Annotated in this window: 22 protein-coding genes and 1 pseudogene; 9 read left to right on the forward strand and 14 right to left on the reverse strand. The window is 65.5% G+C overall.

Going from position 1 to position 22,872, the window contains the following annotated elements:
• Nucleotides 1-20: 20 nt before the first annotated feature.
• Nucleotides 21-314, forward strand: a pseudogene (locus tag FVE89_RS30210) (recombinase family protein); the annotation flags it as partial.
• 382 nt (nt 315-696) lie between these two features.
• Here the strand turns inward: FVE89_RS30210 and FVE89_RS30215 are convergent.
• From FVE89_RS30215 to FVE89_RS30250, 8 genes are all read right to left on the reverse strand, one after another.
• Nucleotides 697-2,055, reverse strand: a complete 1,359-nt coding sequence (locus FVE89_RS30215; RefSeq protein WP_024828255.1) for an NAD(P)/FAD-dependent oxidoreductase — start codon at nt 2,053-2,055, stop codon at nt 697-699.
• Nucleotides 2,056-2,868: 813 nt separating this feature from the next.
• The gene (locus FVE89_RS30220; RefSeq protein WP_024828256.1) at nt 2,869-3,384 is read right to left on the reverse strand and encodes a hypothetical protein; all 516 of its coding nucleotides are present in this window, start codon (nt 3,382-3,384) and stop codon (nt 2,869-2,871) included.
• The gene (locus tag FVE89_RS30225; RefSeq protein ID WP_161393854.1) at nt 3,371-4,186 is read right to left on the reverse strand and encodes an alkylmercury lyase family protein; all 816 of its coding nucleotides are present in this window, start codon (nt 4,184-4,186) and stop codon (nt 3,371-3,373) included. The genes FVE89_RS30220 and FVE89_RS30225 overlap by 14 nt, the downstream gene beginning before the upstream one ends.
• A gap of 32 nt (nt 4,187-4,218) precedes the next feature.
• A complete protein-coding gene (merA, locus tag FVE89_RS30230) occupies nt 4,219-5,658 on the reverse strand; it encodes a mercury(II) reductase (protein WP_024828258.1) in 1,440 nt (479 codons plus the stop codon).
• 131 nt (nt 5,659-5,789) lie between these two features.
• Nucleotides 5,790-6,128 carry a cation transporter gene (locus FVE89_RS30235; protein ID WP_024828259.1) on the reverse strand — a complete coding sequence of 113 codons (339 nt, stop codon included), beginning with the start codon at nt 6,126-6,128 and terminating at the stop codon, nt 5,790-5,792.
• 29 nt (nt 6,129-6,157) lie between these two features.
• Entirely contained in the window at nt 6,158-6,559 is a 402-nt protein-coding gene (locus FVE89_RS30240) for a mercuric transporter MerT family protein (RefSeq protein WP_024828260.1), read from the reverse strand.
• Between the two features lie 94 nt (nt 6,560-6,653).
• Nucleotides 6,654-7,109 carry a phosphoribosyl-AMP cyclohydrolase gene (gene hisI, locus FVE89_RS30245; RefSeq protein WP_024828261.1) on the reverse strand — a complete coding sequence of 152 codons (456 nt, stop codon included), beginning with the start codon at nt 7,107-7,109 and terminating at the stop codon, nt 6,654-6,656.
• Complete coding sequence (locus FVE89_RS30250) at nt 7,106-8,086, reverse strand: hypothetical protein (RefSeq protein WP_024828262.1); 981 nt, start codon at nt 8,084-8,086, stop codon at nt 7,106-7,108. The genes hisI and FVE89_RS30250 overlap by 4 nt, the downstream gene beginning before the upstream one ends.
• Before the next feature lie 166 nt (nt 8,087-8,252).
• Between FVE89_RS30250 and FVE89_RS30255 the strand changes: the two genes are divergently transcribed.
• From FVE89_RS30255 to FVE89_RS30265, 3 genes are all read left to right on the forward strand, one after another.
• On the forward strand, nt 8,253-8,684 hold the full coding sequence (locus FVE89_RS30255; RefSeq protein ID WP_024828263.1) for a helix-turn-helix domain-containing protein: 432 nt from the start codon (nt 8,253-8,255) through the stop codon (nt 8,682-8,684).
• A 280-nt stretch (nt 8,685-8,964) separates the two neighbouring features.
• Nucleotides 8,965-9,546: a recombinase family protein gene (locus tag FVE89_RS30260; protein WP_161393855.1), complete on the forward strand. Its 582-nt coding sequence runs from the start codon at nt 8,965-8,967 to the stop codon at nt 9,544-9,546.
• A gap of 5 nt (nt 9,547-9,551) precedes the next feature.
• Nucleotides 9,552-9,992, forward strand: a complete 441-nt coding sequence (locus FVE89_RS30265; protein ID WP_161393856.1) for a hypothetical protein — start codon at nt 9,552-9,554, stop codon at nt 9,990-9,992.
• On the opposite strand, the gene FVE89_RS30270 is transcribed toward FVE89_RS30265, so the two are convergent.
• On the reverse strand, nt 9,989-10,582 hold the full coding sequence (locus FVE89_RS30270; RefSeq protein ID WP_161393857.1) for a hypothetical protein: 594 nt from the start codon (nt 10,580-10,582) through the stop codon (nt 9,989-9,991). The genes FVE89_RS30265 and FVE89_RS30270 overlap by 4 nt on opposite strands.
• Before the next feature lie 59 nt (nt 10,583-10,641).
• Here FVE89_RS30270 and FVE89_RS30275 point away from each other — a divergent pair, with 59 nt between their 5' ends.
• From FVE89_RS30275 to FVE89_RS30290, 4 genes are all read left to right on the forward strand, one after another.
• Complete coding sequence (locus FVE89_RS30275) at nt 10,642-11,613, forward strand: Abi family protein (RefSeq protein ID WP_161393858.1); 972 nt, start codon at nt 10,642-10,644, stop codon at nt 11,611-11,613.
• A gap of 683 nt (nt 11,614-12,296) precedes the next feature.
• Nucleotides 12,297-12,953 (forward strand): ParA family partition ATPase, encoded by a 657-nt coding sequence (gene parA / locus FVE89_RS30280; RefSeq protein WP_161393859.1) that lies wholly within the window; start codon nt 12,297-12,299, stop codon nt 12,951-12,953.
• The gene (locus tag FVE89_RS30285; protein ID WP_161393860.1) at nt 12,950-13,252 is read left to right on the forward strand and encodes a hypothetical protein; all 303 of its coding nucleotides are present in this window, start codon (nt 12,950-12,952) and stop codon (nt 13,250-13,252) included. Before parA ends, FVE89_RS30285 begins: the two co-directional genes overlap by 4 nt.
• A 48-nt stretch (nt 13,253-13,300) precedes the next feature.
• On the forward strand, nt 13,301-14,545 hold the full coding sequence (locus tag FVE89_RS30290) for a replication initiator protein A (protein ID WP_161393861.1): 1,245 nt from the start codon (nt 13,301-13,303) through the stop codon (nt 14,543-14,545).
• Between the two features lie 521 nt (nt 14,546-15,066).
• On the opposite strand, the gene FVE89_RS30295 is transcribed toward FVE89_RS30290, so the two are convergent.
• On the reverse strand, nt 15,067-15,699 hold the full coding sequence (locus FVE89_RS30295; RefSeq protein WP_053620541.1) for a recombinase family protein: 633 nt from the start codon (nt 15,697-15,699) through the stop codon (nt 15,067-15,069).
• Nucleotides 15,700-15,828: 129 nt separating this feature from the next.
• On the opposite strand from FVE89_RS30295, the gene FVE89_RS30300 reads away from it, so the two are divergent.
• Nucleotides 15,829-18,798: a Tn3 family transposase gene (locus FVE89_RS30300; RefSeq protein WP_059410308.1), complete on the forward strand. Its 2,970-nt coding sequence runs from the start codon at nt 15,829-15,831 to the stop codon at nt 18,796-18,798.
• On the opposite strand, the gene mobF is transcribed toward FVE89_RS30300, so the two are convergent.
• The 4 genes from mobF to FVE89_RS30320 form a co-directional block, all read right to left on the reverse strand.
• A complete protein-coding gene (gene mobF / locus FVE89_RS30305) occupies nt 18,795-19,736 on the reverse strand; it encodes a MobF family relaxase (RefSeq protein WP_161393862.1) in 942 nt (313 codons plus the stop codon). The two genes, FVE89_RS30300 and mobF, sit on opposite strands and share 4 nt — an antisense overlap.
• 14 nt (nt 19,737-19,750) lie before the next feature.
• A complete protein-coding gene (locus FVE89_RS30310) occupies nt 19,751-20,047 on the reverse strand; it encodes a hypothetical protein (protein WP_161393863.1) in 297 nt (98 codons plus the stop codon).
• Between the two features lie 279 nt (nt 20,048-20,326).
• Nucleotides 20,327-20,989 carry a hypothetical protein gene (locus FVE89_RS30315; RefSeq protein ID WP_161393864.1) on the reverse strand — a complete coding sequence of 221 codons (663 nt, stop codon included), beginning with the start codon at nt 20,987-20,989 and terminating at the stop codon, nt 20,327-20,329.
• A complete protein-coding gene (locus tag FVE89_RS30320) occupies nt 20,986-21,927 on the reverse strand; it encodes a hypothetical protein (protein WP_161393865.1) in 942 nt (313 codons plus the stop codon). The genes FVE89_RS30315 and FVE89_RS30320 overlap by 4 nt, the downstream gene beginning before the upstream one ends.
• Between the last annotated feature and the right edge of the window lie 945 nt (nt 21,928-22,872).

The following is a 22,872-nucleotide window of genomic DNA, read 5'->3' on the forward strand; positions in this document are numbered from 1 at the left end:
AGACGGCGCTAACCCGACCCATGACATTGCGTGCAATACGCTACCGTGCACTTTTACGTGGATGGGCCTTCTGAGCCTACCGGCGCGTCTCGACCGAGCGGCAGGGCCCATCCGGTCTCGGACTTGAGGCTCAGCGCTGGGCAGTGGCTGATTTCCTCGCGGGCGGCTCGTGGCGGCACGTCGCCGAGTTGATCGAGGTCGAGAGCGGGGCCCGGGATGCACAGCCCCGGCTCGCCGAGGCCCTCGCGCTCTGTCGGCTGCACGGAGCAACACTCGTGATCGCGAAGCTCGACCATCTGTCCCGCGATGCGGCGGGCAACGAAGTACGAGGATCGAAGAACTGCAGCATTCGCATAAGGGCCGCTTACGGAACCACCGGAGGATGGGCACAACTCGTGCGACTGCAGGATCCTTGGCTACCGCTAGCCGAACGCGCCAAGTAATTCGTTCTTACGCGGTTGGATATAATTGATAACAATATTATATTGTGATCTTAATAGAACATATTCTCCTATAATTCCAGATTATAAATATCCCGTCAGAATACATTCGAATAATTTCTTTGCGCTAAGCAGTTTGTTATCTACTCTAAATTCGCCTGCGCGTTGGAACCGCGCAAACATGCTCCCTTTTGATTGTACTACATTTTGCGAGAGTGGTCGCGAGCTGATCTGCCGGAAGCAGTAAAATAGGCCTCTACAGCATATATCCGATATCAGAGGCTCCGGTCGGATAGGCGAACATTGTGGATTTTAGGGCTTCGGCCGTCAGCTCATGACGGATTGCCAAACCGAAAATGTTAATCACCTCATCAGCGTGCGGGCCGACTAGATGGGCGCCCAGCACGCGGTCAGTCTCCTCGTCGACCAGAACCTTGAACCCGTAGACGGTCTCCGCGAGACGGCGAGCGGTGTACCACCCCGGAACGGACTCGCTTTTCATGCGGAACCTGAGGCCCTGCTCCCGCGCCTCGTGCTCGCTCAGGCCTACCGACGCAATCGGAGGTATCGTGAACGCAACGCTCGGGATGCCGCGGTAATCCGGACGATGCTGATTTCCCTCCAGCAGGTTCCGCACGGCGACCTTGGCATCGTGGCTCGACACGGGCGTGAGCGCCGGTCCGACAGCCGCCGCGTCACCGGCCGCATAGACGGCGGAGTTCGAGATGCTTTGCAGAAAGCCGTTCAGCTTGAGGTGCCCGCGCTCGTCGCGCTCGATCCCGGCGACGTCGAGATCGAGCGGTTCGAGATCCGGGATACGGCCAGCCGCGTGCACCACGATATCGGCCTGGACGCTCGTCGTGGCGCCATCCCTCGCTCTGGTATGAACCGTGAAGCCCCCGTCCGTCTTCTCGACCGCGCTGACCGAATGGCCGAGGCGCACGTCGATGCCAGCTTCCTTAAAGCTTTCCATCAGCCAGCCGACGAGATCGCCGTCGAAATTGGTCAGCATGCGCTCGCCGCGCTGAAGGATAGTGACCTTCGCGCCCGCCCGCGCCGCGATGTGTGAGAACTCGGCCGCAATATACCCGCCACCCACCAGGACGATGCGGGCGGGAAGTTCATCCAGCTCCAGAAACTCCTCGTTCGTGATGAGGTTCTCGGCGCCCGGGAAGCGCAGCGGGATGGGACGGGCCCCAGTGGCGATCAGCACGTGGCGCGCCTCGCAGACTCCCACGCCGTCGATCTCGACCGAGTTGGGTCCCGTGAACCGCGCAGGCCCATGAAAGGCGTTGATGCCCTTCTGGGCGTAGTTCCTCTCCTGCTTCACCGGGATCGGCCCGGTGAAGGTGCGCTTAAAGGCCATGAGGTCGCGCCAAGCGATCCGCGCATCGGGCGCGACGACGCCGCGCGTGGCCATGCGCCGGATGTCGTCCATGACCTGGGCCCCGGTGACCAGCATCTTCTTGGGATCACAGCCGCGCAGGGCACACGTTCCGCCGAACGGCCGGAAGTCGGTGACGCCAACCTTCCAACCCGCAGCCGCGGCTCGGCTCGTCGCCACCATGGCCGCCGTGCCGCTGCCGATGACGATCAGATCGTAGCTTTTGCTCATGCCGCTCTCCTAGCCTCTGATAGCTGTCGCTCCCGGCTACCCGGATCGGATTTTGTTCCGGGAGGTCCGACGCTCCCGATGCCCTATGGCTTAGGCGACGCGCTCACTGTGGGCCTCAACGGGAGCGTCCCTCCCGCCTGAGGCATATCTTGATGGATGGGCCGCAGAGCCGACGAGAGTGTGGAGTCCGTGACCGAGCGGCCGTCCCAATCCGGGCGCCGGCGGTAGGCTCCCATCCGCCCTGCACAGGTGTCTCCTTCTCGGGGTCGCCTAAGTTTTCAGACGTGCGGAGCAGCGGCCCTCGTTGCGGGGGCAAGTGGCGCAGCCACGCCGGATATACCAGACGAATCCGATTCCTCCGAGCATTGCGAAGATACCGGCGGCAACCGGCCAGTAAGGCGCCAGGAAGGCGAGTGAGACGCCTGAGAATAGGAGAAGGGGCAGGCCACAGCAGACGAAGTGCAGCGTCGCGAAAACAAGGAAAGTGGCACCTTGGTTGCCGCCCTCCTCAGGCTTAACGCCTTTTCCGTCTGGCCCAGGAGGTTCCAAATCGCCGTGCATCGAACCTCCTCTGTACAAAATTCCAGATAATAGCGGCCCGGCGGGACCACATTGCCGTCCGTAGGCATTTATGGTCTCAACAAACCTGGACCTGCTTCAGGTTTCAACGCGCGAAGAAAAACAGCTCTTCCATTCGCTGTCCGGCAGCAGGACATCACGTGATCTCATGGACATGCCGCCGTTCGAAAAACCCTGAGCCCGTGCGGTCGGGAGCGGCGCCAAGCCCGACTCGGACCCGGGGGAGCCGTGCCGTCACAGGTCTTCCGGGGTCGCGTCCGTCAGGTGATACAGGGCTTCTGCCGTCAGGGCGGCCACGGCCCCGTACACCAAGTGATTGGCGAAGCCGCGCACATGGGTGAGCGTCGGATAGTCGTGGCTCGGAGCGCTGAAGCCCAGGGCTGGCGCGAGCGCCTCGTCCACGACGAGCGACATGGCAGCGCCCGTCACGATGCCGGCACCGAGCGGCTCCATCCGGCTGTGACGGCGCAGGAGGCTGTAGACCGGCCCCCAGGTCACGCCGAGACCGTAGTGAATGGCCATGGCTGCCCGCATGGCCTGCCGCTCGTCGAGTTCAAGGCCGAGGGCCTCGGCCGACTTTCGGGCCGCAATCTTCGGCGGCGGTCCGGGACGGACTTCTTCCTCCCGCCTTTTCACGCTCCGCGGCATCGGCCCGTACGAAGCTTCCTGGACCAGTTCCGTGACTTTCGTCGCGACGAACCCGGCCGCCAAACCGATGGCGATGTCCAGAAGGAGGTTATGGGACCCCATCAATCGTCTCCTCTCGGGGAAGTGGTTGATCGTGGTCCGGGCGCTCGGGTGCACGCATGACGGGCCCGAAGATCGCGCGACCGAGTTCGAGGGCCTCCGGCATCGTGAGGCGCGCTCCGACGCGGGGGGGTCGCTGGCCGTCGAGCCAGTCCCGGAGATGCTGGTCCGAGCAGAAGAACGCGATGTGCGGGCAACAGGACGCGGCCGCGCTGCCGGCGTACGCGAAATCGTACCAGACGACCGACAGCGCCGGAGAGACGCTCCGGAGCACGCGCCCCCGCTCCGCGGTCGAGACCGTGACCGTGTCACCGCAGGAGCGGCACCGGGCCGTGACCGTCGCGTCGGCGTCGAACATCTCGGCGATGCCGAGGGCATCGATGGCACACAAGGCGTTGAGGACGCGTCCGCCAAGCCAAACCTGATGTCCAGTCGCATCCGGCGCGAGCGGGTAGGCATACGTGACCGTGCCCGAGGTGGGATCGAGCCCGACGAGGTCCCGCTGCTGCAAGTCGCGCAGGAGCGCGGCGGCTCGTTCTGGGGGGACTCGCAAAGTCGCGGCGATCTCGTCGGTACCCGGGGGGCGCCCTTGCGCGGCGTAGAACCGCAAGACGGCCTGCCACATCCGGTCCGCGTCAGGGTCGAGCGCGTGTAGCCACCTGTCGAGAAGGCCCGAGCGGGCCGCCATGCGGCCGGCAAGCGCGTCGCGCCCCGCATCCGTCGTCAGGGCTGACCAGTTCGGGCGCAGGACCCCAGGCCTGATCTCGGCGACAGGCTTGCGTCCGGGCGCTGGCGTGGCAGGCATGCCGTTCATCCCTTGAGCAGGCCGCGCCTGCACTAACCGGCGCAGCAGGACAGCTTGGAGACGTCCCGGTCGAAGGTCTGGGCGGCGAGCTTCAGCCCCTCAACGGTCGTCAGGTACGGGAAGATCGCGTCCGCGAGCTCGTCGATGGTCAAGCCGCCGCGGATCGCCATCGCTGCCGTCTGGATGCTGTCCGCACCTTCGGGGGCGAGAATATGCGCGCCGAGCAGCTTCCGGGTCCCTCGGTCCGCGACGAGCTTGATCAACCCGCGCGTGTCGCGGGCCGCCAGGGCGCGCGGCACGTTATCGAGCGTGAGCACCGACGTCCGCACATCATGCCCTGCCGCCCGCGCCCGGGCTTCGGTCAGGCCGACGCTCCCGACCTGTGGGTCGGTGAACACGACGGCGGGCATCGCGCTGTTGTCGTAACGAAGGCTGTCGCCGTTGAGCGCGTTCTTGGCGGCCAGCTTCGCGCCGTACGCCGCCATGTAGACGAACTGGTCCTTGCCGGTCACGTCGCCGGCCGCGTAGACGCCCCGCTTCGAGGTGCGCATGCGGTCGTCGACTGCGATGGCGCCCGTCGGGGTCTGGGCCACACCCACCTCGGCGAGGCCGAGATCCTCGGTGTTGGCCGTGCGCCCGGTCGCCACGATGATGCGCTCGGCCACGACAGTCTCCTGGCGACCGCCCCGCCGAACCGTGAGGCTCACGCCGCCCCTCGTCAGGTGCGCGGCTTCGTAGGACAAGCCGCCCAGGACGGTGATGCCCTCATCCGCCAGGTAGCCGGCGAGCGCCTCCCCGATCTCCGGCTCCGCCTCGGGCAGGAGCCGGCTCCGGAAGACAAGGGTCACGGCGACGCCGACCCTGGCAAATGTCTGTGCCAGTTCCGCACCGATGTAGCCGCCGCCGAGCACGATCATCGAGCGCGGAAGCTCGGTGAGGGCGAGCGCTCCGGTGCTGTCGAGCGGCGAGACGTCGGCAAGCCCGGGAATGGAGGGGAAGGACGGGCGCGTCCCAGTGGCGATGATGACGCGGTCCGCGGCGAAGCGCCTGCCGCCGGCTTCCACGCCCCCGGGAATGAGGCGCGCCCGGCCCTCGTGGTACACCACGTTGTTGTAGGCTGGCAGGAGATCTGCGTACTTGGCCTGCCGTAGGCTATCGACCAGAGCGTCCTTCTGGGCGACCTGGGCACGCCAGTCAGTCACCCGCGCCTCAGCCTGGACTCCGTCGAAGCGGCCCGCGGCCCGGTTGGCGTGATGGATGGTCTCGGCCGCGCGGATCAGGGCCTTCGACGGAACGCAGCCCACGTTCACGCAACTGCCGCCAATCGTTCCGTGTCCGATGAGGGCAACCTGTGCGCCCTGCTCAGCCGCCGTGATCGCGGCCGAGAACCCGGCCGATCCGGCCCCGACGACGATGAGGTCGTGGCGACCGTGGCCGGCGTTCTCCCGCTGGGTGCTGCAGCAATCGCTCATGGTCTCAGCTTCCGTATGGTCGACGATGTTCGGCCGTCCTCGGCGGACGGACCCTTGGACCGGAAAACGAACGGCCGCGAGGGGAACCGGGTCGAAGGGAACGCAATCCCCCGTCCCGAGGCCCCGCCTCCTCAGCGGACCTGGGCAGTGCTGCCTGTCGTGTCGGCGGCCGCGCTCCTCACCTCCCTCACGGAGGCGGGATAGCCGGCGTTGGAGGTCGCCTCGGACAGGGCCTGCGCGGTGACCTTGTCATCGTCGAAGGTGACGGTCGCGGTGGCGACGCCTCCGTGCTCGATGACGGCGACCTGGGTGACGCCGGGCAAGCGTCCCAGCGTCCGTTTGACGATGGGCGCGCAGGCGGCGCAGCTCACGTTCTGGACCTCAAGGGTGGCGGTGCGCGGGACGGCGAAGGCACCCGTGGCCGACATCAGGACCGACGCGGCGATGGCGGTGCGAAGCATGGTTCTCATGGGAATTCCTTTCTGCGGTTCGGTGAGGGTCAGAGCAGCAAGTCGGCGGCGTAGGGGAAGGTCACGGCCGCGAGGATGAGCACGGTCGCCACCCAGAGCCCGATCCGGGCGACCCGCCCGGCCCCCGGACGCTCGCACGGACCCTCGCTCGAACAGGCCGGGGCCCGGCGGTAGGAGCGCCAGAAACCGAAGCCGAGGAACGCGACGGCCGCGGCGATGAACAGCGGCTGGTACCGCGCCAGCGCTGTCAGGTTGGAAATCCAGGCCCCGCTCACGCCCAGGCTGAAGAGAACGAGGGGCAGGATACAGCACGAGGAGGCCCCGACCGCGGCGAGCAGGCCGCCGACCACCGCGAGCTTCTGCCCCTGACCTGTCTCGTTCCGCGCCAGGTCCGCGCTCTCGCGGGACGCCGTGCCAGTCGACCTATCCATTCGGAAACTCCTCCATTGCAGGGAGTATGGGACCTGTAGCCACTACAGGTGCAAGCGCTGATTTCCGACCGCGCCGCCGCGCCTCGGAGGGGCCTCATGCGCCTTGGGAGCCGGTGTCCCCGCGCAACACGTCGTGGGCGAGCGCCGGGCCGCCAGGGCCGCCGACGACGCGGCGGTAGAAGCAGCTCGGACGGCCGGTGTGGCAGCATCCCGACCGCCCGGGCATGCGGACCTTCAGCCAGACGGCATCCTGGTCGCAGTCGACCCGGATCTCCTCGACGCGTTGGATCTGTCCGCTCGTAGCGCCCTTATGCCAGAGTCGTTCCCGCGACCGGCTCCAGAACCAGGCCTCGCCGGTCTCAAGGGTCTTGTCGAACGCCTCGGCATTCATCCAGGCCAGCATCAGCACGACCCCCGACACGGCGTCGGTGACGATGGCCGGCAAAAGCCCGACGCCGTCAAACCGCGGCGTGAGCGTGAGCCCTTCCTCGCACGCGTGGTTCCCGGGGTCGGCGGGAGGGCCGAGGTCCGGCGCAGGCTGAAGGGTCACTGCCGATCCTCGGGCCGATGACGGCCGATCCCGTTCGAGCGGGCGAGGGCAAACCAGACGGTCCCATCGGGGGCAACCACGGTCCCGTTCGGGGCTCGCAACCCATCCAGCCCGATCTCGGTGACGTGTCCGTCCAGCGTGACCCGACTGAGCCGTCCGCCGCAATGCTGCGTCACCCACAGGGCATCCTTGCCGGCCGCAATGGCGTAGGGCGACTTCGTGCTCGGACAACGGGAAGGCCGGGCGTCCTCGGAGGCGGGACCGGGCGGGTCCGATGTCAGCGGGAATTCGGTCACCTTGCCATCCGTGGTGATCCTGCCGACGGCATCCGCCGCGACCTCGGTGAACCAGAGGCCGCCATCGGGTCCGGCAGCGATACCCTGCGGGGCACTGTCTGGGGTAGGCAGCGGAAACTCCGCGACCCGGCCCTCCGGCGTGATCCGACCGATGGTGTTGCTGTTGAAGCCCGTGAACCAGAGATTGCCGTCTGGTCCGGTCGCGATGCCGTAAGGAGTCTGCGTCCTTGCCAGGGCGAACTCGCTCACCTGTCCATCGACGGTGATGCGGCCGATGCGATTGGTCCCGGACAGCGTGAACCACAGGGCACCGTCGGGACCCGACGTGATGCCGAAGGGATAGCTCCCGGGCGTCGGGAGCGGGAATTCTGTGATCCCGCCCGATGGCGTGACGCGTCCGATCCTATTGCCGCGGTTCTCGGTGAACCAGAAATTTCCGTCGGGACCGACGACGATGCCCTGGGGCCGGCTGTCCTGAGTAGGGACGGGGAACTCGTCCCATCGGCCGTCCGGCGCCAGGCGCCCGATCTTGTTGCCTTGCTTCTCCGTGAACCACACGGCGTCGTCGGGGCCGAGGGCGACGCTCTCCGGGTAGCTGTCCGGGGTCGGGACCGCGAAAAGCTCCGCGCCGGTGGCGCCAGCGGGAGCCGTCAGGGCCAGGGCGGCCCATAGGCTTGCCAACCGAAGCGTTCGGACACCACGGCGACGAACGCCTCGGGCGACATCGCGGGCGAACGTGCGCGCGGCTTGAAGGACACTTAGGGGCAGACCGACATCCGACATGGCTTTTCCTCGAACCATCGCGGTGGTACGAGCTGTAGCGACTACAGGTTCAAGGGGAAATTTTATGGGTACCCCCGCGGCGCGAGGGCGCGCATCCCTGACCATCGGTGCACTCTCGGAGAGCGCCGGCGTCAACATCGAGACGATCCGGTACTACGAGCGGATACACCTTCTGCCCGCCCCGCCGCGCACGACGGGAAACCAGCGGATCTACGACCCGACTCACCGGCAGCGCCTGGTCTTCATCCGCAGGGCGCGCGAACTCGGCTTCACCATCGACGACATCCGGGCGCTGCTGACGCTCGTCGACCGCCACGCGGTCACGTGCGGCGAGGTTCAGACCGTCGCCGAACGACAGCTGGGGGCGGTTCGCGCGAAAATTTCAGACCTCAAGCGTTTAGAGCGTGTTCTGAAGGAAATGATAGCTTCATGTGATGGCGGGACAGTGCCCGAATGCCCGATCGTCGAAACGTTGTTCGGAGTGTACGATGTATAACTGCAGTTTTAGATCCATTTATTATAGGCGAACGTCGCTAGAATTGACAGGGTAAATTCATAAAAATTTTGCTGATGTGCCGAAAATAACGGGCGATCACCATGTTGAAGTCACAGCAAAGATTGCTCAGTTCGTAAGCGCTGTCATGTCAGATATACGATCGTTTTCCTTACATGCGGGCTGAACCTTTCTCCGGCGCCTTCAAACGGCTGCGTTTTTGTAAGGAAAATATGTCAGGAAAACTATTGTCAATAAAACGTGCCTGTGTGACTATCCTGACATGCTTGTTGGCTACGCGCGTGTGTCCACCCTCGACCAGAACCTGGACCTGCAGCGCGATGCCCTGCTGAAGGCCGGCTGCGAAAAAATCTTCGAGGAAAAGAAGAGCGGCAAGGCCGGCACCAAGCGCCCCGAGTTCGAGGCCGCCCTCGCCTACCTGCGCCCGACCGATCAGCTGGTGGTCTGGAAGCTCGACCGTCTCGGCCGCTCCCTCGTTGAGATGATGCGCACGATCGACGGGCTGCGCCTGAAGGAGGTCCACTTCCGCAGCCTGACCGAGCAGTTCGACAGCGCGACTGCTCACGGGCGGTTCGCCCTGCAGATGCACGGTGCCATGGCCGAGTATTTTCTCGACCTTAACCGTGAGCGGACGATGGAGGGCCTCAAGGCCGCTGTCGCCCGCGGGCGCAAGGGCGGCCGGCGCAAGGCGCTGTCCGAGGGGGATCTGGAGGTGGGGCGTGCCCTGCTCGCTGCCGGCAACATCTCGATCGCCGACATTGCCAAGCGCCTCGGGGTCAGCCGGATGACCTTCTACACCTACTTCCCGCAGGCGCGGACGCGCAGCCAGGCAGCGAAAGGCTAAGCCCGATGCCGATCCGCCCGGAAAACCGCTTTTTCTATCCGATCGACTGGGTGCAGCTCTCCCAGGTGATCCGTTTCGAGCGCGCCAAAGGCTGCTGCGAAGGCTGCCGCCGGCCGCACGGTCAGCTGGTCTGCCACCTGGGCGACGGCCGTTGGTGGGACACGGCCGCCCAGACCTGGCGCAGCGGCAAGGGCCGGAGGCTGAAGCTGGCCTCACCAGAGGCGCTCTCAGCCGACACCCCGTGCTATACTACCCGAGTGTATCTGGCTTGCGCGCACCTGGATCACGACCCGGGCAACAACACGCCGGCCAACCTCAAGGCGCTCTGTCAGCGCTGCCACATTCTGCATGACCGAGAGGAGCATCTGCGCCAGCGCTGGCTCACCTATCGCGTACGCAAGGCCATCGGCGACCTGTTCCTCGGGCCCTATCCGTTCCGGTACTAGGCGTGATCTGGGCCGACTTTCCAGACCCCGCGGCGGCCTGAGGCCCGCACAATCTGATCTCGTTGCGCCAGACGATGCAGGTGTGAGCGGAAGGTTGTGTCTTTGACCGTGGGATCGCGAAGCAGAACGGCCTGATAGAGCTCGAAGTTGTTCAGGGGTCGCTTTGCGGCTTTAAGGGCTTCCACGATGACAGTTTCGACCAGGATGCGCCCGACACTATTACGACGAGATACGGTTCGCGTAGCGACATTCTCGCGTCTGGCCTTGAGCAGCAGGGTTTCAAGCATGCGGCGCTGCTCCTGCAGACCTCGGATCTGCTGGTCCACTCCCTCAATCTCGCGTATTAGACGCTGCTCAAGGACCGTCCCTTCGTCTCGCTCACTCATCGTTGCAAACACCTTTTTTGCAACATAACTGATACCGACAATCCTGCCAAAGCCCTTTATCTGCAGGGCTTTGAATGGACTTGACAAACGGCCAGCATGGCGATAGCAACAAGCAGTTGCCTGCTTGTTGCTATCGCCATGCTGAAAATTTGCAACAAATTCAGTTGCAGAACAGCCGGTGTTGCCCCATGTAGATAGCAACATGGCCGGTTCCCTCTGCACGCAAGTGTACGGGCCGGTCTTCTTCGTTTATAAGTACGGTAATGCCGTACGCCAAACCTTTCCTGACAATTCAGCAGCAATTGGCTCTGCTTCAACAGCGTGGGCTGCAGATTACTGATGTCAACAAGGCCAATGCTTGCCTTGGACGGATTGGTTACTATCGGCTGAGTGGATACCTGCACTCCTTTCGTGAGTCGCAAATTGTTAGAGACGCCAATGGCGTCGCCACCACACAAATCCTCGACAATTACCGAGCCGGAACTGATCTGCAAACAATTGTCGATCTGTACGTCTTCGACAAAAAGCTGCGATTATTGATGCTCGATGCCATGGAACGCATCGAAGTTGCGCTGCGCGTTGAGGTCGCCACGCTGCTGGGGGCCCGGAGCGGCTGGGCTCATCGCGATCCAGCCCAGCTGAACCAGAAGTTTGTGCAGACCGTCAAACCCGGCAGTCAGCTTCCCCAGCATCAGGAATGGGTCCGACGTATCGACGATACGTTCGCGCGGTCGAAGGAGGACTTCGTCAAGCACTTCAAATCTAAGTATGCTGGCGACCATCTGCCGATCTGGATGTCGATTGAGCTATGGGAGTTTGGCACACTGTCCGTATTTTTCGGCGGTATGCTTGGCAAGGACAAGAACACGATTGCCCAGAAATACGGTGTTCCGCTTGGTCTCGAACTGGAAACCTGGCTGCGCAATCTAAACGTTTGCCGCAACATCTGCGCGCACCACAGCCGACTCTGGAACAAGCCGACCGTGATCCAGATGCGTCTGCCCGCAGCCAAGGCTGCTCCTGAGCTCGCGCATATCATTGGCAACACGCATGCCCAGACCCGGGTGTATGGTTCGGCACTGATTGCCGCTTACCTGCTGCGGTCGATCAATCCTACCTCCAGCTGGTGCCAGCGGTTCGTCGCCCTGACCAAGGAGTTCCCGCAAACCCCGCACGTCAGCCTGACTCAGGCCGGTTTTCCGGCTGGCTGGGACAAGGAGACCATCTGGGCCTAGCGGAGAATTCCAAAAATACGATTTTAAGGCGCGGCTTATCAAAAAGGCTGCCGTGCGGGTTGCTCAAGGCGGCCCTAGGGAAAACGGCCCAGAAAAAGCTTGCCCCGGCGGTATGCTCAGCAGGGACCGACCGGGGGATACGGCTCAAAAGATGGAGCAACCGTCCGGAAAATCCAAGCGAAATCCGGTGTGCGTGCCTATCACCCTTGGCGGTTTGCGGGTTGAACCGCCGCTCTCCTCCGCCTGCCTGAATTCCGCAATTCCGGATAATCGTAAATACGACTGGGCGGCGGAGACCTGTCAGGTGGAGCGCGTGGCGCTCGCCATAAGAGATTAGAGAGGTGGCCCCGGCTGATCCCCGGACGATGCCGCTGCGGAACCTGGCCTCACGGGTACGGTCGCCAGCAGCCTATCAGGACCCCCCCTTCCGCGGCACGCCCGCGATCCTAGAACCGACGCCTGCGCCGCCTTGAGGGCGGCGTCTTCCTTGTCAGGCCTCAATCCAGAAATACAATTTTGCGGGTCTGTGGCTTTGCAGAAATGTGACCTGGTGGTCACAGCGCTGGCAGAGAGCGTTAACGAAGCGTTGGCAGCGTCGTGCTTGTGTGAAATCGTGAACCCACAGATGCGGGTTTGCGGAAAATCGTAAATCCGACGACACGCAAATCCAGAAAGGCGACCGCATGATCATCGGGGTGCTCAACCAGAAGGGCGGGGTCGGCAAGACGACCATCGCCACCAACCTTGCTGCCGTGGTCGCCAAAGCCGGCAACCGGGTGCTGCTGGTCGACGCCGATCCGCAGGGCAGCTCGATGGCCTGGTCGTCTGCCCGCGAAGCCGACCCGCTGTTCCCGGTCATCAGCATGGCCAAGCCGACCTTGCATAAGGACCTGCCCGAGCTGGCGGCCGACTACGATGTGGTGATCATCGACGGCGCGCCGCGAGTGAACGATCTTGGCCGCGCCGCGATCCTGGCCAGCGACGTGGTGCTGATCCCGGTCCAGCCGTCACCCTACGACGTGTGGGCCTCTGCCGATACGGTGCAGCTGATCCGTGAGGCGCAGCAGTTTAAGGAAAACATCAAAGCCGCTTTTGTGATTAACCGCAAAATCGTAAATACGGCTATCGGTCGGGACGTGGCTAACGCTCTGGAGCAGTTCGATTTTCCAGTTCTGCCCAACTCCCTTTGCCAGCGTGTAATCTATGCGGAGAGCGCGGCCCAGGGGAAAGCGGTGATCGAAACGGATCCCAAGAGCGAGGCCGCGATCGAGATGGCCCAGCTGGCTGCCGAGCTCGTTCAGACCAAAACCAAGACCAAGAAGGAAAGGAAGGCCGCATGAGCAAGGCTGGCAAATCGGTATCGATCAAGGTGCCCACCTCGAAGCTGGCTTCGGGCGCCGATGCCTGGATCGCCAACCGCGGCGCCGAGCCGGCGACGGACCGGGAGAGCGGTAATGTGACCAACCTCAAGCCCGTTGAGGCTGCCCCCGTCGAGGCCGCCAAGGAGAAGATGTCCCGCTTCACCATCGACGTTCCGGAAAGCCTTCACCGCCGCGTGAAAATGCAGTGCGCCGCCCGCGGCCAGAAGATGGCCGACATGATGCGCGACCTGCTCGAACGCGAATTCCCAGCGTCGTAAATGCGCTGATGCAGAAATCCGCTTTTACGACATTCCGGAAATCCTGACGTGAGCGAGCCCGTCCGCCTCGACCTGATGCCCCTCGACCAGTTCGGGGCGCTGGGGCTGCACGAGAAGAACGCCTACCTGCAGGAGCTGGCGGATACGTTCTGCGCCCGGACCGGGCGTGAGACGCTGGAGCTCAGCAAGGATGCTCTGAGCCGCCTGCGGCGCTTCTACAGCCGGCGCAGCCTGGCCGACCTCAAGGTTGCTCCGGAGCCGACGAACGCCCTGGAGCAGGCCCTTAGGGATCTTGGCGAGGCCGTCAAAATGAACGAGCGGCGGCCCGACATCGTCGGCGCGCTGACCGCCGAGCTGCCGGCGCCCGTGCTCCGTGAGGCGCCTGAGGACGACAGCCAGCTCTCGTTCTTCGTGCCCAGCATCTACGACGCGCCCCTCAAGGACGACGTCAACCTGATGGACGTGGCACCGTTTTCCCTTGGCAAGGCCAAGCGGGGAGGGGAGATCCGCTACGAGCTGAAGGACTGCATCATCACCATCGACGGCAGCGTCTCGGCCGGCCTCGCCACGGTGTTCGACTACGACATTTTCCTGCACATGGTCACCAGCCTGGCTGAGGAGGCGCGTCGCTACCGCCTCAACCTGGACAAAGGGCTACGCACCGATGCGCCGGCCCGTGTCTACCGGCCAAGCTCATCGCATATCCTGAAGTTCTGCCGGCGCAGCTCCGGCGGCAAGCAGTACAAGGACCTAGAGTCCGCTCTCGATCGGCTGCAGGGCACCCGCATCAAGATCCTCAACCTGACCGGTGGCAGCCGCCGCGAGGTGGTTGCGATGCCGCTGATCCAGACGTTCAAGGTGATCAGCAAGACCACCACCGGCAACATCGACCAGGTTGAAATCGGCATCCCGGATTGGGTCTACAACGGGGTGGTCCGGGAGAAGGGCAACCCGCAGATCCTGACCCTCAATCCAGAGTATTTCCTGATCACGCAGGGGATCGGTCGGTTCATCTACCGGCTGGCCCGTCGCGCCGCCGGCAAGACCGGCATCGCCCGGTATGGGTTGAAGGAGCTGCACAAGCGCAGCGGCTCGCTACAAGGGCTGCCGCAGTTCGCCTTCCAGGTGCGCCAGTTCGTCAGCAGCACCCGCGTGTTCCCGTTCCCGGATTACGAGCTGGAGATCGTCGAGGGCAAACGCGAAGAGATCCTCGTCATGCGCGAACGCAAGCCTGACGCGGCTGATGTTCCTTTAGGCAGCGGTGCCGGCGCCCCCGAGCTTCCCCTCGCCTGAAGCCGTTTTTGTCAGCCGTTTTTGTCAAAACCGTACTTCGCCAATGGCCCCGCTGCGGCGTGGAAAGCCCCGTCCAGCCTGTGGAAAACTTTTGTCAAAGCCGTACTTCACCAATCAAAAACCGTACATCACCAATGACATCCCGTACATCACCAATGACAAGCCGTACATCACCAATCGGGGTGCCGTACATCACCAATTCCGTTAACCGCTAAGCCGCTGTAAAAGAACGCGGATTTTTGTCACCAGTGCGGGTGCGAAAAACCTAAAACTTATTAAAACCTGAAAAACTATCTAAAACACTGCGCCGGTGGATAGCCAACCGCTTGCGCTCTTAACCTTTCTGACGCAGCCATCTTGCTCGAATCATTTTCGTCAGAATCTCCGGCCAGCGGTTCTGGCAAGGGAACCCCCGCCCCTTTTCGCTTCGCGAAAACCCGCTCCCCCACCCAACACGGAAGCCGCCTACGGCGGCTCGATTCCAGATGGGGGCCCGGTGAGAGGATGGTCGAAAACGTACGCTAAGCCCGCCGACCGGTGCGGGCGAGGAGCTTTTCTCCGTCTGGCCTGATCGCCCCCTTGGGCGTGACGTGCCGGTAGAGGGTCTGCCGGGTGATGCCGAGTTCCACGCAGAGGTCGGCGACGCAGGTTTCGGGGTTTCCCATCGCGGCCTGAGCCAGGCGCAGCTTGGCGGGCGTCATCTTGAAGGGGCGACCGCCCCTGCGGCCGCGAGCGCGAGCCGCGGCCAGCCCGGCCTTCGTGCGCTCGGAGATCAACTCGCGCTCGAACTCGGCCAAGCCGGCGAAGATGGCGAACACCAGCCGGCCGTTGGCCGTGGTGGTGTCGATCGAGGCGCCTTCGCCCGACAGCACCTTCAGCCCGACGTTGCGCTTCGTGAGATCCCCGACCAGGTTGACGAGGTGGCGCAGGTCGCGGCCGAGCCGGTCGAGCTTCCACACCGCCAGCGTGTCGCCGGTCCGTAGCGCCTTGAGGCAGGCCTCGAGCCCGGGACGATCGTCGCGCCGACCGGAGGCGGCATCCTCGTAGATGTGCCCGGGATCGACGCCGGCCGCGACGAGTGCGTCGCGCTGCAGGTCGTGCACTTGGCTGCCGTCGGCCTTCGACACCCGGGCGTAGCCGATCACGGTCGTCATTCATACGTCCGTCTGCGTGACGGAGCGGCATTGCCCGCCGATCGGTCAGCATAATGTCACACAACTCGTCTTGTAGTCTACGCTCCGTGAACAGGCCCGCATTTCTGTTTCGTGACGGATGGGAAGCGGATGCCGGCCAAGACTATCTTGTCACCGGCGCAGCGCGCCGCGATCTTCGACCCGCCTGCCGATCACGCGACGATCGAACGACTCTACACCCTCGGTCCGGACGATCTCGTGCAGGTGGTACGGCGTCGGCGAGGTCCGAACCGGATCGGCCATGCGGTGCAGCTCTGCTATCTCCGTCATCCCGGACGCGCACTGGTGGCGGGTGAGGCGGTGCCCGACGCGATGCTGGACCTGCTCGCCGGTCAGATCGGATGCAATGCCACCGACTTCGCCAGCTATGCCGCCCGCCCGACGACGCTGCGCGAGCATCGCGCCGAGATCGAAGCCTGGCTCGGCCTGCGCGCCTTCGAGGGGGCGGACGTGCGATCGATGCTGGCGGTGGGGTCGGAGATCGCCGCCTCGACCGACCGGGGCGAGACGATCGTCGCCGGCATGGTCGATCGGCTGAGGCTGGGCCGGATCGTGCTGCCGGCCGCATCGACGCTGGAACGGCTGGCGCTCATCGTACGGACCCGGGCGCGCAAGGCCGCCCATGCCGGGCTGATCCAAAACTGCCCGGCCGAGCAGGAAGCGGCGCTCGATCGCCTGATCGCCTCGGACGACGACGGCCGCACCCGGCTCGGCTGGATACGGGAGTGGCCGGAGGCGCCGTCGGCCGCCAACCTGAAGGGGATCGTCGAACGGCTCGACGCGGTGCGCGCCATCGGGATCGCGGCGGACGGGGCACGCCGCATCCATGCCGCCCGCTACGCCGTCATCGCGCGCACCGCCGGCCTCGTCACCGCCCAGCATCTGCGCCGCCTGGAACGCCCGCGCCGGCTCGCCATGCTGGTCGCCTCCATGATCGAGATGGAGGCGGCGCTGACCGACGCCGCCCTGGTCATGGTCGAGAAGATGGTGGGCGCGCTGTTCCGCCGTGCCGACCGCACCCGCTCCGACCGGCTGCTCGGGCAGGCGCGGATGTTGAAGGAAACGGCCCGCTTCCATGCCCGGCTCGGCCGACTGCTGGTCGATGCCCGCGCGACCGGGCACGACCCCTTCCGCACGATCGACGACAGGGTGGGGTGGGACCGGCTTGAAAGCAGCATCCGCGTCGCCGAGGATCTGACGCGCTCGACCGATGACGGCCTGGAGGACGTGGTCGAGCGCTATCCCGCCGTGCGGCGGTTCGCCCCCACCTTCCTCACTGCCTTCAACTTCCGCACGGCGCGGTCGGGCGATCCGCTGCTCGGTGCGATCGAGGCGCTGCGGACGATGCACCGCGACGGTCGATCGGTCCTGCCGAAGCGGGTGCCGACCAGCTTCATCAGGCCGCGGTGGCGCAAGGTCGTGCAGCCGGTCGAGGGGACAATCGACCGGCGCGCCTACGAGATCGCGGTGATCGTCCACCTACGCGAGCGGCTGGCCTCGGGCAGCATCTGGGTGGACGGCAGCCGGGCCTATCGCACGCTCGACGATTATCTGCTGCCGGTGCCCGCGTTCGAGACGATGCGCGCCGATGGCGACCTGCGCCTCGCCGCGGCGCCTGGGTTTGCCCGATGGCATGAGGAGCGCCGCACGCTCCTGGCCCGGCGCATGACCGAGGTGGAGCGCGCCGCCGCAGCCGGTGGGCTGGTCGACGTGACGATCGAGCGCGGGCAGCTGCTGATCTCACCCATCCGGCGCTCCCCGTCCGACGAGGCCGAGGCGCTGAAGAGCCGGCTCTACGCGATGCTGCCGCGTGTCCGCATCACCGACCTGCTGGTGGAGGTCGCCGCCTGGTCGGGGTTCGCCGACTGCTTCGTCCATGCCCGCAGCGGCGTACCCGCTTCCGACCCGTCGGCGCTGATGGGCGCGATCCTCGCCGACGCGACCAACCTGGGCCTCGGGCGCATGGCGGAAAGCTCGCGCGGGCTGACGCTGCCGCGCCTGCGCTGGACGGCGGAATGGCATGTGCGCGACGAGACCTACCTGTCGGCGCTGGCGGCAATCGTCGATTGCCACACCGCGCACCCGCTCGCCGCGGTCTGGGGCCCGGGCGACATGTCGTCGTCGGACGGGCAGTTCTTCTGCGCCGGTGGACAGGGCGAGGCGCGCGCCGATCGCAACGCCCGCTACGGCACCGAACCCGGGGTGCTGTTCTACACCCACGTCACCGACCGCTTCACGCCGTTCCACACCAAGGTCATCGCCGCCAATGCCGGCGAGGCCGCCCATGTCCTCGACGGGCTGCTCGATCATGAGAGCGACCTGGTCATCCGCGAGCATGCGACCGACACCGCGGGTGCGGTCGATCATGTCTTCGGCCTGTGCCACCTGCTCGGCTTCCGCTTCGCGCCGCGCATCCGCGATCTCAACGAGCGCCGGCTGTACAGCCTGTCGCCGCTCGACCCGTGGCCGACGCTGCGCCCGCTCGTCGCCGGGCCGGTCAACGTCCGCGCCATTGAGGCGGACTGGGACGAGACGCTCCGGCTCGCCGCCTCGATCCGGGCCGGCACCGTCAGCGCCTCGGTCATGCTGCGCAAGCTCGCGGGCTATCCGCGCCAGAACCCCGTGGCGCGTGCGCTGCGCGAGATCGGGCGGGTCGAGCGCACCCTGTTCATGCTCGACTGGTTCGATGATCCCGGCCAGCGACGCCGGACCGGCAGCATCCTCAACAAGGGCGAGGCCCGCAACGCGCTCGCCCGCGCCATCTTCTTCAACCGCCTCGGCGAGTTGCGCGACCGCACCTTCGAGAACCAGCGCCATCGCGCCTCCGGCCTGACCCTCGTGACCGCAGCCGTCACGCTGTGGAACACCGTCTATCTCGATCGCGCCATCCGCCATCTGCGCGGCAGCGGCGTCGCGGTGCCCGACGACCTGCTCGCCCACGTCGCCCCGCTGGGTTGGGAGCATGTCGGCCTCACCGGCGACTATCTCTGGGCCGAAATCGACAAGCCCCGCGAACGGTTCAGGCCGCTGCGCCTCCACCAGCAAGGCCGCGACGCTTAGCGTACGTTTTCGACCATCCTCTCACCGGGCCCCTGCTTGAGCAGGGCGACGCGGGCCCGCTCGTCGAGTTCGTCCCAGTCGAGCACAAGTTTCTCGGCCTGGGCGTAGGCGGCGGCCGTGCCGATCGCCGTGCGTTTGGCGAAGGCGGCGCGCACCTCCTCAGGGATCGCCGCGATCCGGGCACAGCCATGCTTGGGATCGAGCGCGACCGCGATCCCGGCACGGCGGAGGTTGCGGGCGAGGTTGGCTTGGAAGATCGCCCCGAGCTCGTGCACCCGCCCCCGCAGGCGCTGGAGGTCGAGCCCCCCGACACGACCGTCTGCGGTGCGAACCACATTCAGGACCGGGCAGTGGACGTGCAACTGGGCGTCCCCGGCAGAGCCCGGCGTCGGGCGGCTGGTCCAATGGTCGAAGGCCAGCCACGCGATCTCGCCCGCCTCCGAACCACCGCGACCGGCCTTGCCCCGGCGGGCCCGGCCGATCTGCGGCGCAACGGCCTCGACCATGGTCGCATGGACCGCCTCCTGGAGGGCGAGCGCGATCACCGCCGCTTCCCCAGGGGTAGGCGCGAGGGCCCAAGCGATGGAAACGCTCTTGTCGGCACTAAAGCACAGGTCGATGAACGTCACCCGCTCGCCCCGTTGGACCTGTTTGCCCGGGATCGGCCGTCCGTCCGCGCGCCGGCCAGCGAGCAGGTTGGCGACGGTGTCGAGGTCGAGCGGGGTCGTCGGGTCGAGGCCGACCAGGCGTGCGAGATGCGGATCGAGGTCCGCCCGCATCCGCGGCGAGGGCCGATCCGCGTCCGGACCGGCACCGAGATCGCGCGACCAGCCGTAGTAGGCCGCGACCTCCTTAAGATCGGGTGGCAGGGTCACCTGCATGAGGTGACGCGCCATCGCCAGAGCGGGGGTGGTGACCCGCCCGGTGAGGTAGGTCATCACGGCCGACGATCCTATGGCTTGGCCGGGAGGGATGCCCCGACCTGCCGGCAGATCACGCTCAAGAGATCACCGTTCTGGTCCAGCAATCGCGCAATTAATTTGAGATTGCGGTTCAGCGGGCTGAACTCGCTGCTCTCCGCTGGAGCGGCCGCGGCCTCCAGCACCTTCTGCAGCATCTTGGTGTGGTCCTCGGCGGTCCGGACGAGGGCGTCCACCGTCTGCGCCAGCGCGAGCAACTGGCCGCCGAGGCGATCCGGGGTCCAAGGGGCGTCGTCGCCTGGGGCGGTGGATGTCGGCTTGGCGCGCATCGTGATCGTCTCCATTTCGCTGCACCAAGGGGTGCCTTGGTCTGTGGGTTGAATTAGAGGGGCCGGTTCGGCGGGTCGGGGGCGCCTCGCAGGCGGCTCCGGGGTTTGTGGAGGTCGTTTCAGGGGAAGGCCCGGGACCGGTCGGCGGCGGATCCCGAACACGTCCCGGCCGGACCTACGGGCGGCGGTGGGGGAGCTGAGTAGACCGGTGCGATAGCCCTGACGCAGCCATCGGTATGGGCCACGCCGGGGCAGTGGGGAGCCTGACTGTCCCCGCCCTCACTCGGTCGGGGCCGGTGGGAAGGCGAGCGTGACCTCGCAGACGCGACGCCCGTCCTCGCCCCGTTTGTAGCCGTTCCGGATGCACTTCTGAACGAACGGACGGGGATCGTTGAGCTGGATGAGGGGATCCCAGGTCTTCGCCGAGAGGGTATCGATCCCGTAGGTTTGCCGTAGCTGCTCGGCGAGGGTGAGCTGGGACCCGAAGGCTCGCCGGTCTCCCAGCACGTAGCCACCGAACCCCCCGAGGACGAGGGCGATGCCGCCGCTGATAGCGGCGGTGCGAGCCATCAGACGCCCGACCCGCCCCAGGTACGAGGCGGTATCGGCCAGCGTGATGGCCTCGATGGCGATCTTATGAGCCTCGAGTTCCGCCGCGGCATTGCCGAAACGATCGGCGGCCTGCTCGATCTTCTCGCGGGCGACGTCGACCGCGACGATATGCTGTCCGAGATCCGCTCGGAGTGCTCCAACGTCACCGCTGAAGACCCTCCGCTCGTGATCGACGATCCGCGCCAGGGCGGTCGTCGAGATCAGGGCGTCGTGGAGCGGTTCCCCGGTGGAGACACCGACCCGCTCGAACTGACGGTGCATGCGGGTGAGCTGAGCCTCGATCGGCGTCGGCGGAAGCTTGGGCGCGAGGGGTTGTGAGGAAGTGGTCATGCCACCACCCCCCGATCGGCGCGCGCAGCGACACGTGCGGTCAGCTCAGCTTCCATCGTCGCGACGAGGCTCTCGACCGGAGCGAAGGTCATCCAGTCCCGGATCGGCGCGAAGGCCTGGGGCAATTGCCTCAGCCACTGCGCGGTAATCCCCGCATCGAGCGCGCCGAGGCTCTGGCCCGCCCTGTTGGGTCGACGCAGTGCGGCGTCGAGATAGGTCAGCCCAAGGGCTTCGATCCGCTCTGCGGGATGCAGACGCGGCAGGCGTATGAGGCGAGCGCCGCGCCCGATCGCAGCCCGGACTTGGGGGGATTCGAGATGGGGCTCGAACGCCTGGATCTCACGGCCCCGTTCTGTGAGGCCCTCGTTGCAGCACAGGACGACGTCCGCCGCGGTGAGAGAGGGATGACGCAGGAATTCGTCGATGTACGAGAGGTCGCCTCGTGTCGGGCCGAGCAGACAGAACAGGAGCAGTCGCTTGCCTTGCTCCTTGATGAAGCGCGACAGGTCGATCTCTTGCAGGCACGCCTCGAACGTCGGATTGCCCGCGCCGTAGTCAATCAGACACGATGCGTCGCCGTCTACGAACTCTTCGACCTCGGTACGGGTATGGGCGATCAGGTCCTGGGGATTGACGCTGACCGGGCTGATGGCGTCGCGGTAGGTCTCCTTCAGACCGGCATTCGAGGGATCGGCATCGCTGTAGCGCATCGGTATCCCCGCGAGCTTCGCACACTCGACGAGCAATCGGCTGAACTTCGACTTGCCGGACTTACCGCGGGCGTAGGGGATGGCCATAGTTTGGATGATGTCCAAACCAGTTGTCCGCGCGCCATCTGTGGTTGACTCTATGCCGCTCGCCTTATCGTTGAGCGGCCCAACGAGATCGGACGAGGGAAGGGCATTGATCGTCTTGGTGCTGGCGTTGTTTCTCGACACGATAATCTCCTTAGGATCAGGAATTTCTCACTCGCTGTCATCGAGGGACTTCGGCATCCCCCGCGATCCCGACCGCTGGTCGCTCCGAAAGCGCGCAATATGCTCGTCGACACTTAAGCCACCGGCGGGACCGGGATCGGGCCCGGACGGCGCTAGCGGCGGCGCCCGGGGGGCTACACCGCCGGCGAGTGAGGTCTGCGCAGGGACGTTTTGTGGGGACGCCCGTCGGCGCGCGCGCGAGGGTTCCTTGGCTACGGCTCGATCTCGAGCATCCTCGCGAGCGGCTGCCTGACCCGGGGTAGGAAGTTCGACGACGCCGGGCGGGAACTTCCGCGGTTCCGGGGAAGAACGTAATGCCGCTCGGGCTTTTCGTGCACGAACACGCGCCCAGGTCTTCGAAATCGTCGCTTCCGTGACGGGCCCACCGTGCTCATTGGTCAGCCCATTCGCACGGGCGATCTCGAGGAGCTCTTTGAGGTTGAGACGGCCGCCCCCATACTCGCGCTCGAGCGCCGAGTGATTGGCCATCATCCACGGTTCCAGCCTGCGATCGCTGGCTCGCACTCGCTTGAGTTCGACGCTGAGTTTGCCGGGGCGGCTCATGCGCCTGAGCCCCAGGTCGGCGAAGTCCGAGACTTCGCGCGCGCCCACCATTCGGGCGACGATGACGACGCGACACTTCCAGCGCGCGACGTCACGTGGTCCGCCCTCACTCCGGGGCGGACATGGGCGAGCCCCGAGGGCTCGAGCGCGGCATCAGCGCACAGCGGTACCGAGGGTGATCGATCTTGTCGGATGGGCAGCAAGACGCGCAAACTCCAACGCCCGGTCGATAGACCGGTGTCATGGAATCCGTCTCGCCAGTCGCGACCGGGATCCTCGAGTTCACACGCGTCGGGGCTCGTGCCCCGGCAGAGGTCGTGGATAACCTTGTCCTGCTGCGGC

The sequence above is a fragment of the Methylobacterium sp. 2A genome (assembly GCF_009806555.1).
In the GTDB taxonomy this organism is placed as follows: Bacteria; Pseudomonadota; Alphaproteobacteria; order Rhizobiales; family Beijerinckiaceae; genus Methylobacterium.

What these genes read in the sequence shown, in the direction of transcription:
- FVE89_RS30215 (WP_024828255.1), bottom strand. Translation starts at nt 2,055, where the DNA reads ATGAGCAAAAGCTACGATCTGATCGTCATCGGCAGCGGCACGGCGGCC.
- FVE89_RS30220 (WP_024828256.1), bottom strand. Translation starts at nt 3,384, where the DNA reads ATGGGGTCCCATAACCTCCTTCTGGACATCGCCATCGGTTTGGCGGCC.
- FVE89_RS30225 (WP_161393854.1), bottom strand. Translation starts at nt 4,186, where the DNA reads ATGCCTGCCACGCCAGCGCCCGGACGCAAGCCTGTCGCCGAGATCAGG.
- merA (WP_024828258.1), bottom strand. Translation starts at nt 5,658, where the DNA reads ATGAGCGATTGCTGCAGCACCCAGCGGGAGAACGCCGGCCACGGTCGC.
- FVE89_RS30235 (WP_024828259.1), bottom strand. Translation starts at nt 6,128, where the DNA reads ATGAGAACCATGCTTCGCACCGCCATCGCCGCGTCGGTCCTGATGTCG.
- FVE89_RS30240 (WP_024828260.1), bottom strand. Translation starts at nt 6,559, where the DNA reads ATGGATAGGTCGACTGGCACGGCGTCCCGCGAGAGCGCGGACCTGGCG.
- FVE89_RS30255 (WP_024828263.1), top strand. Translation starts at nt 8,253, where the DNA reads ATGGGTACCCCCGCGGCGCGAGGGCGCGCATCCCTGACCATCGGTGCA.
- FVE89_RS30260 (WP_161393855.1), top strand. Translation starts at nt 8,965, where the DNA reads ATGCTTGTTGGCTACGCGCGTGTGTCCACCCTCGACCAGAACCTGGAC.
- FVE89_RS30265 (WP_161393856.1), top strand. Translation starts at nt 9,552, where the DNA reads ATGCCGATCCGCCCGGAAAACCGCTTTTTCTATCCGATCGACTGGGTG.
- FVE89_RS30270 (WP_161393857.1), bottom strand. Translation starts at nt 10,582, where the DNA reads ATGTTGCTATCTACATGGGGCAACACCGGCTGTTCTGCAACTGAATTT.
- FVE89_RS30275 (WP_161393858.1), top strand. Translation starts at nt 10,642, where the DNA reads ATGCCGTACGCCAAACCTTTCCTGACAATTCAGCAGCAATTGGCTCTG.
- parA (WP_161393859.1), top strand. Translation starts at nt 12,297, where the DNA reads ATGATCATCGGGGTGCTCAACCAGAAGGGCGGGGTCGGCAAGACGACC.
- FVE89_RS30285 (WP_161393860.1), top strand. Translation starts at nt 12,950, where the DNA reads ATGAGCAAGGCTGGCAAATCGGTATCGATCAAGGTGCCCACCTCGAAG.
- FVE89_RS30295 (WP_053620541.1), bottom strand. Translation starts at nt 15,699, where the DNA reads ATGACGACCGTGATCGGCTACGCCCGGGTGTCGAAGGCCGACGGCAGC.
- FVE89_RS30300 (WP_059410308.1), top strand. Translation starts at nt 15,829, where the DNA reads ATGCCGGCCAAGACTATCTTGTCACCGGCGCAGCGCGCCGCGATCTTC.
- mobF (WP_161393862.1), bottom strand. Translation starts at nt 19,736, where the DNA reads ATGACCTACCTCACCGGGCGGGTCACCACCCCCGCTCTGGCGATGGCG.
- FVE89_RS30310 (WP_161393863.1), bottom strand. Translation starts at nt 20,047, where the DNA reads ATGCGCGCCAAGCCGACATCCACCGCCCCAGGCGACGACGCCCCTTGG.
- FVE89_RS30315 (WP_161393864.1), bottom strand. Translation starts at nt 20,989, where the DNA reads ATGACCACTTCCTCACAACCCCTCGCGCCCAAGCTTCCGCCGACGCCG.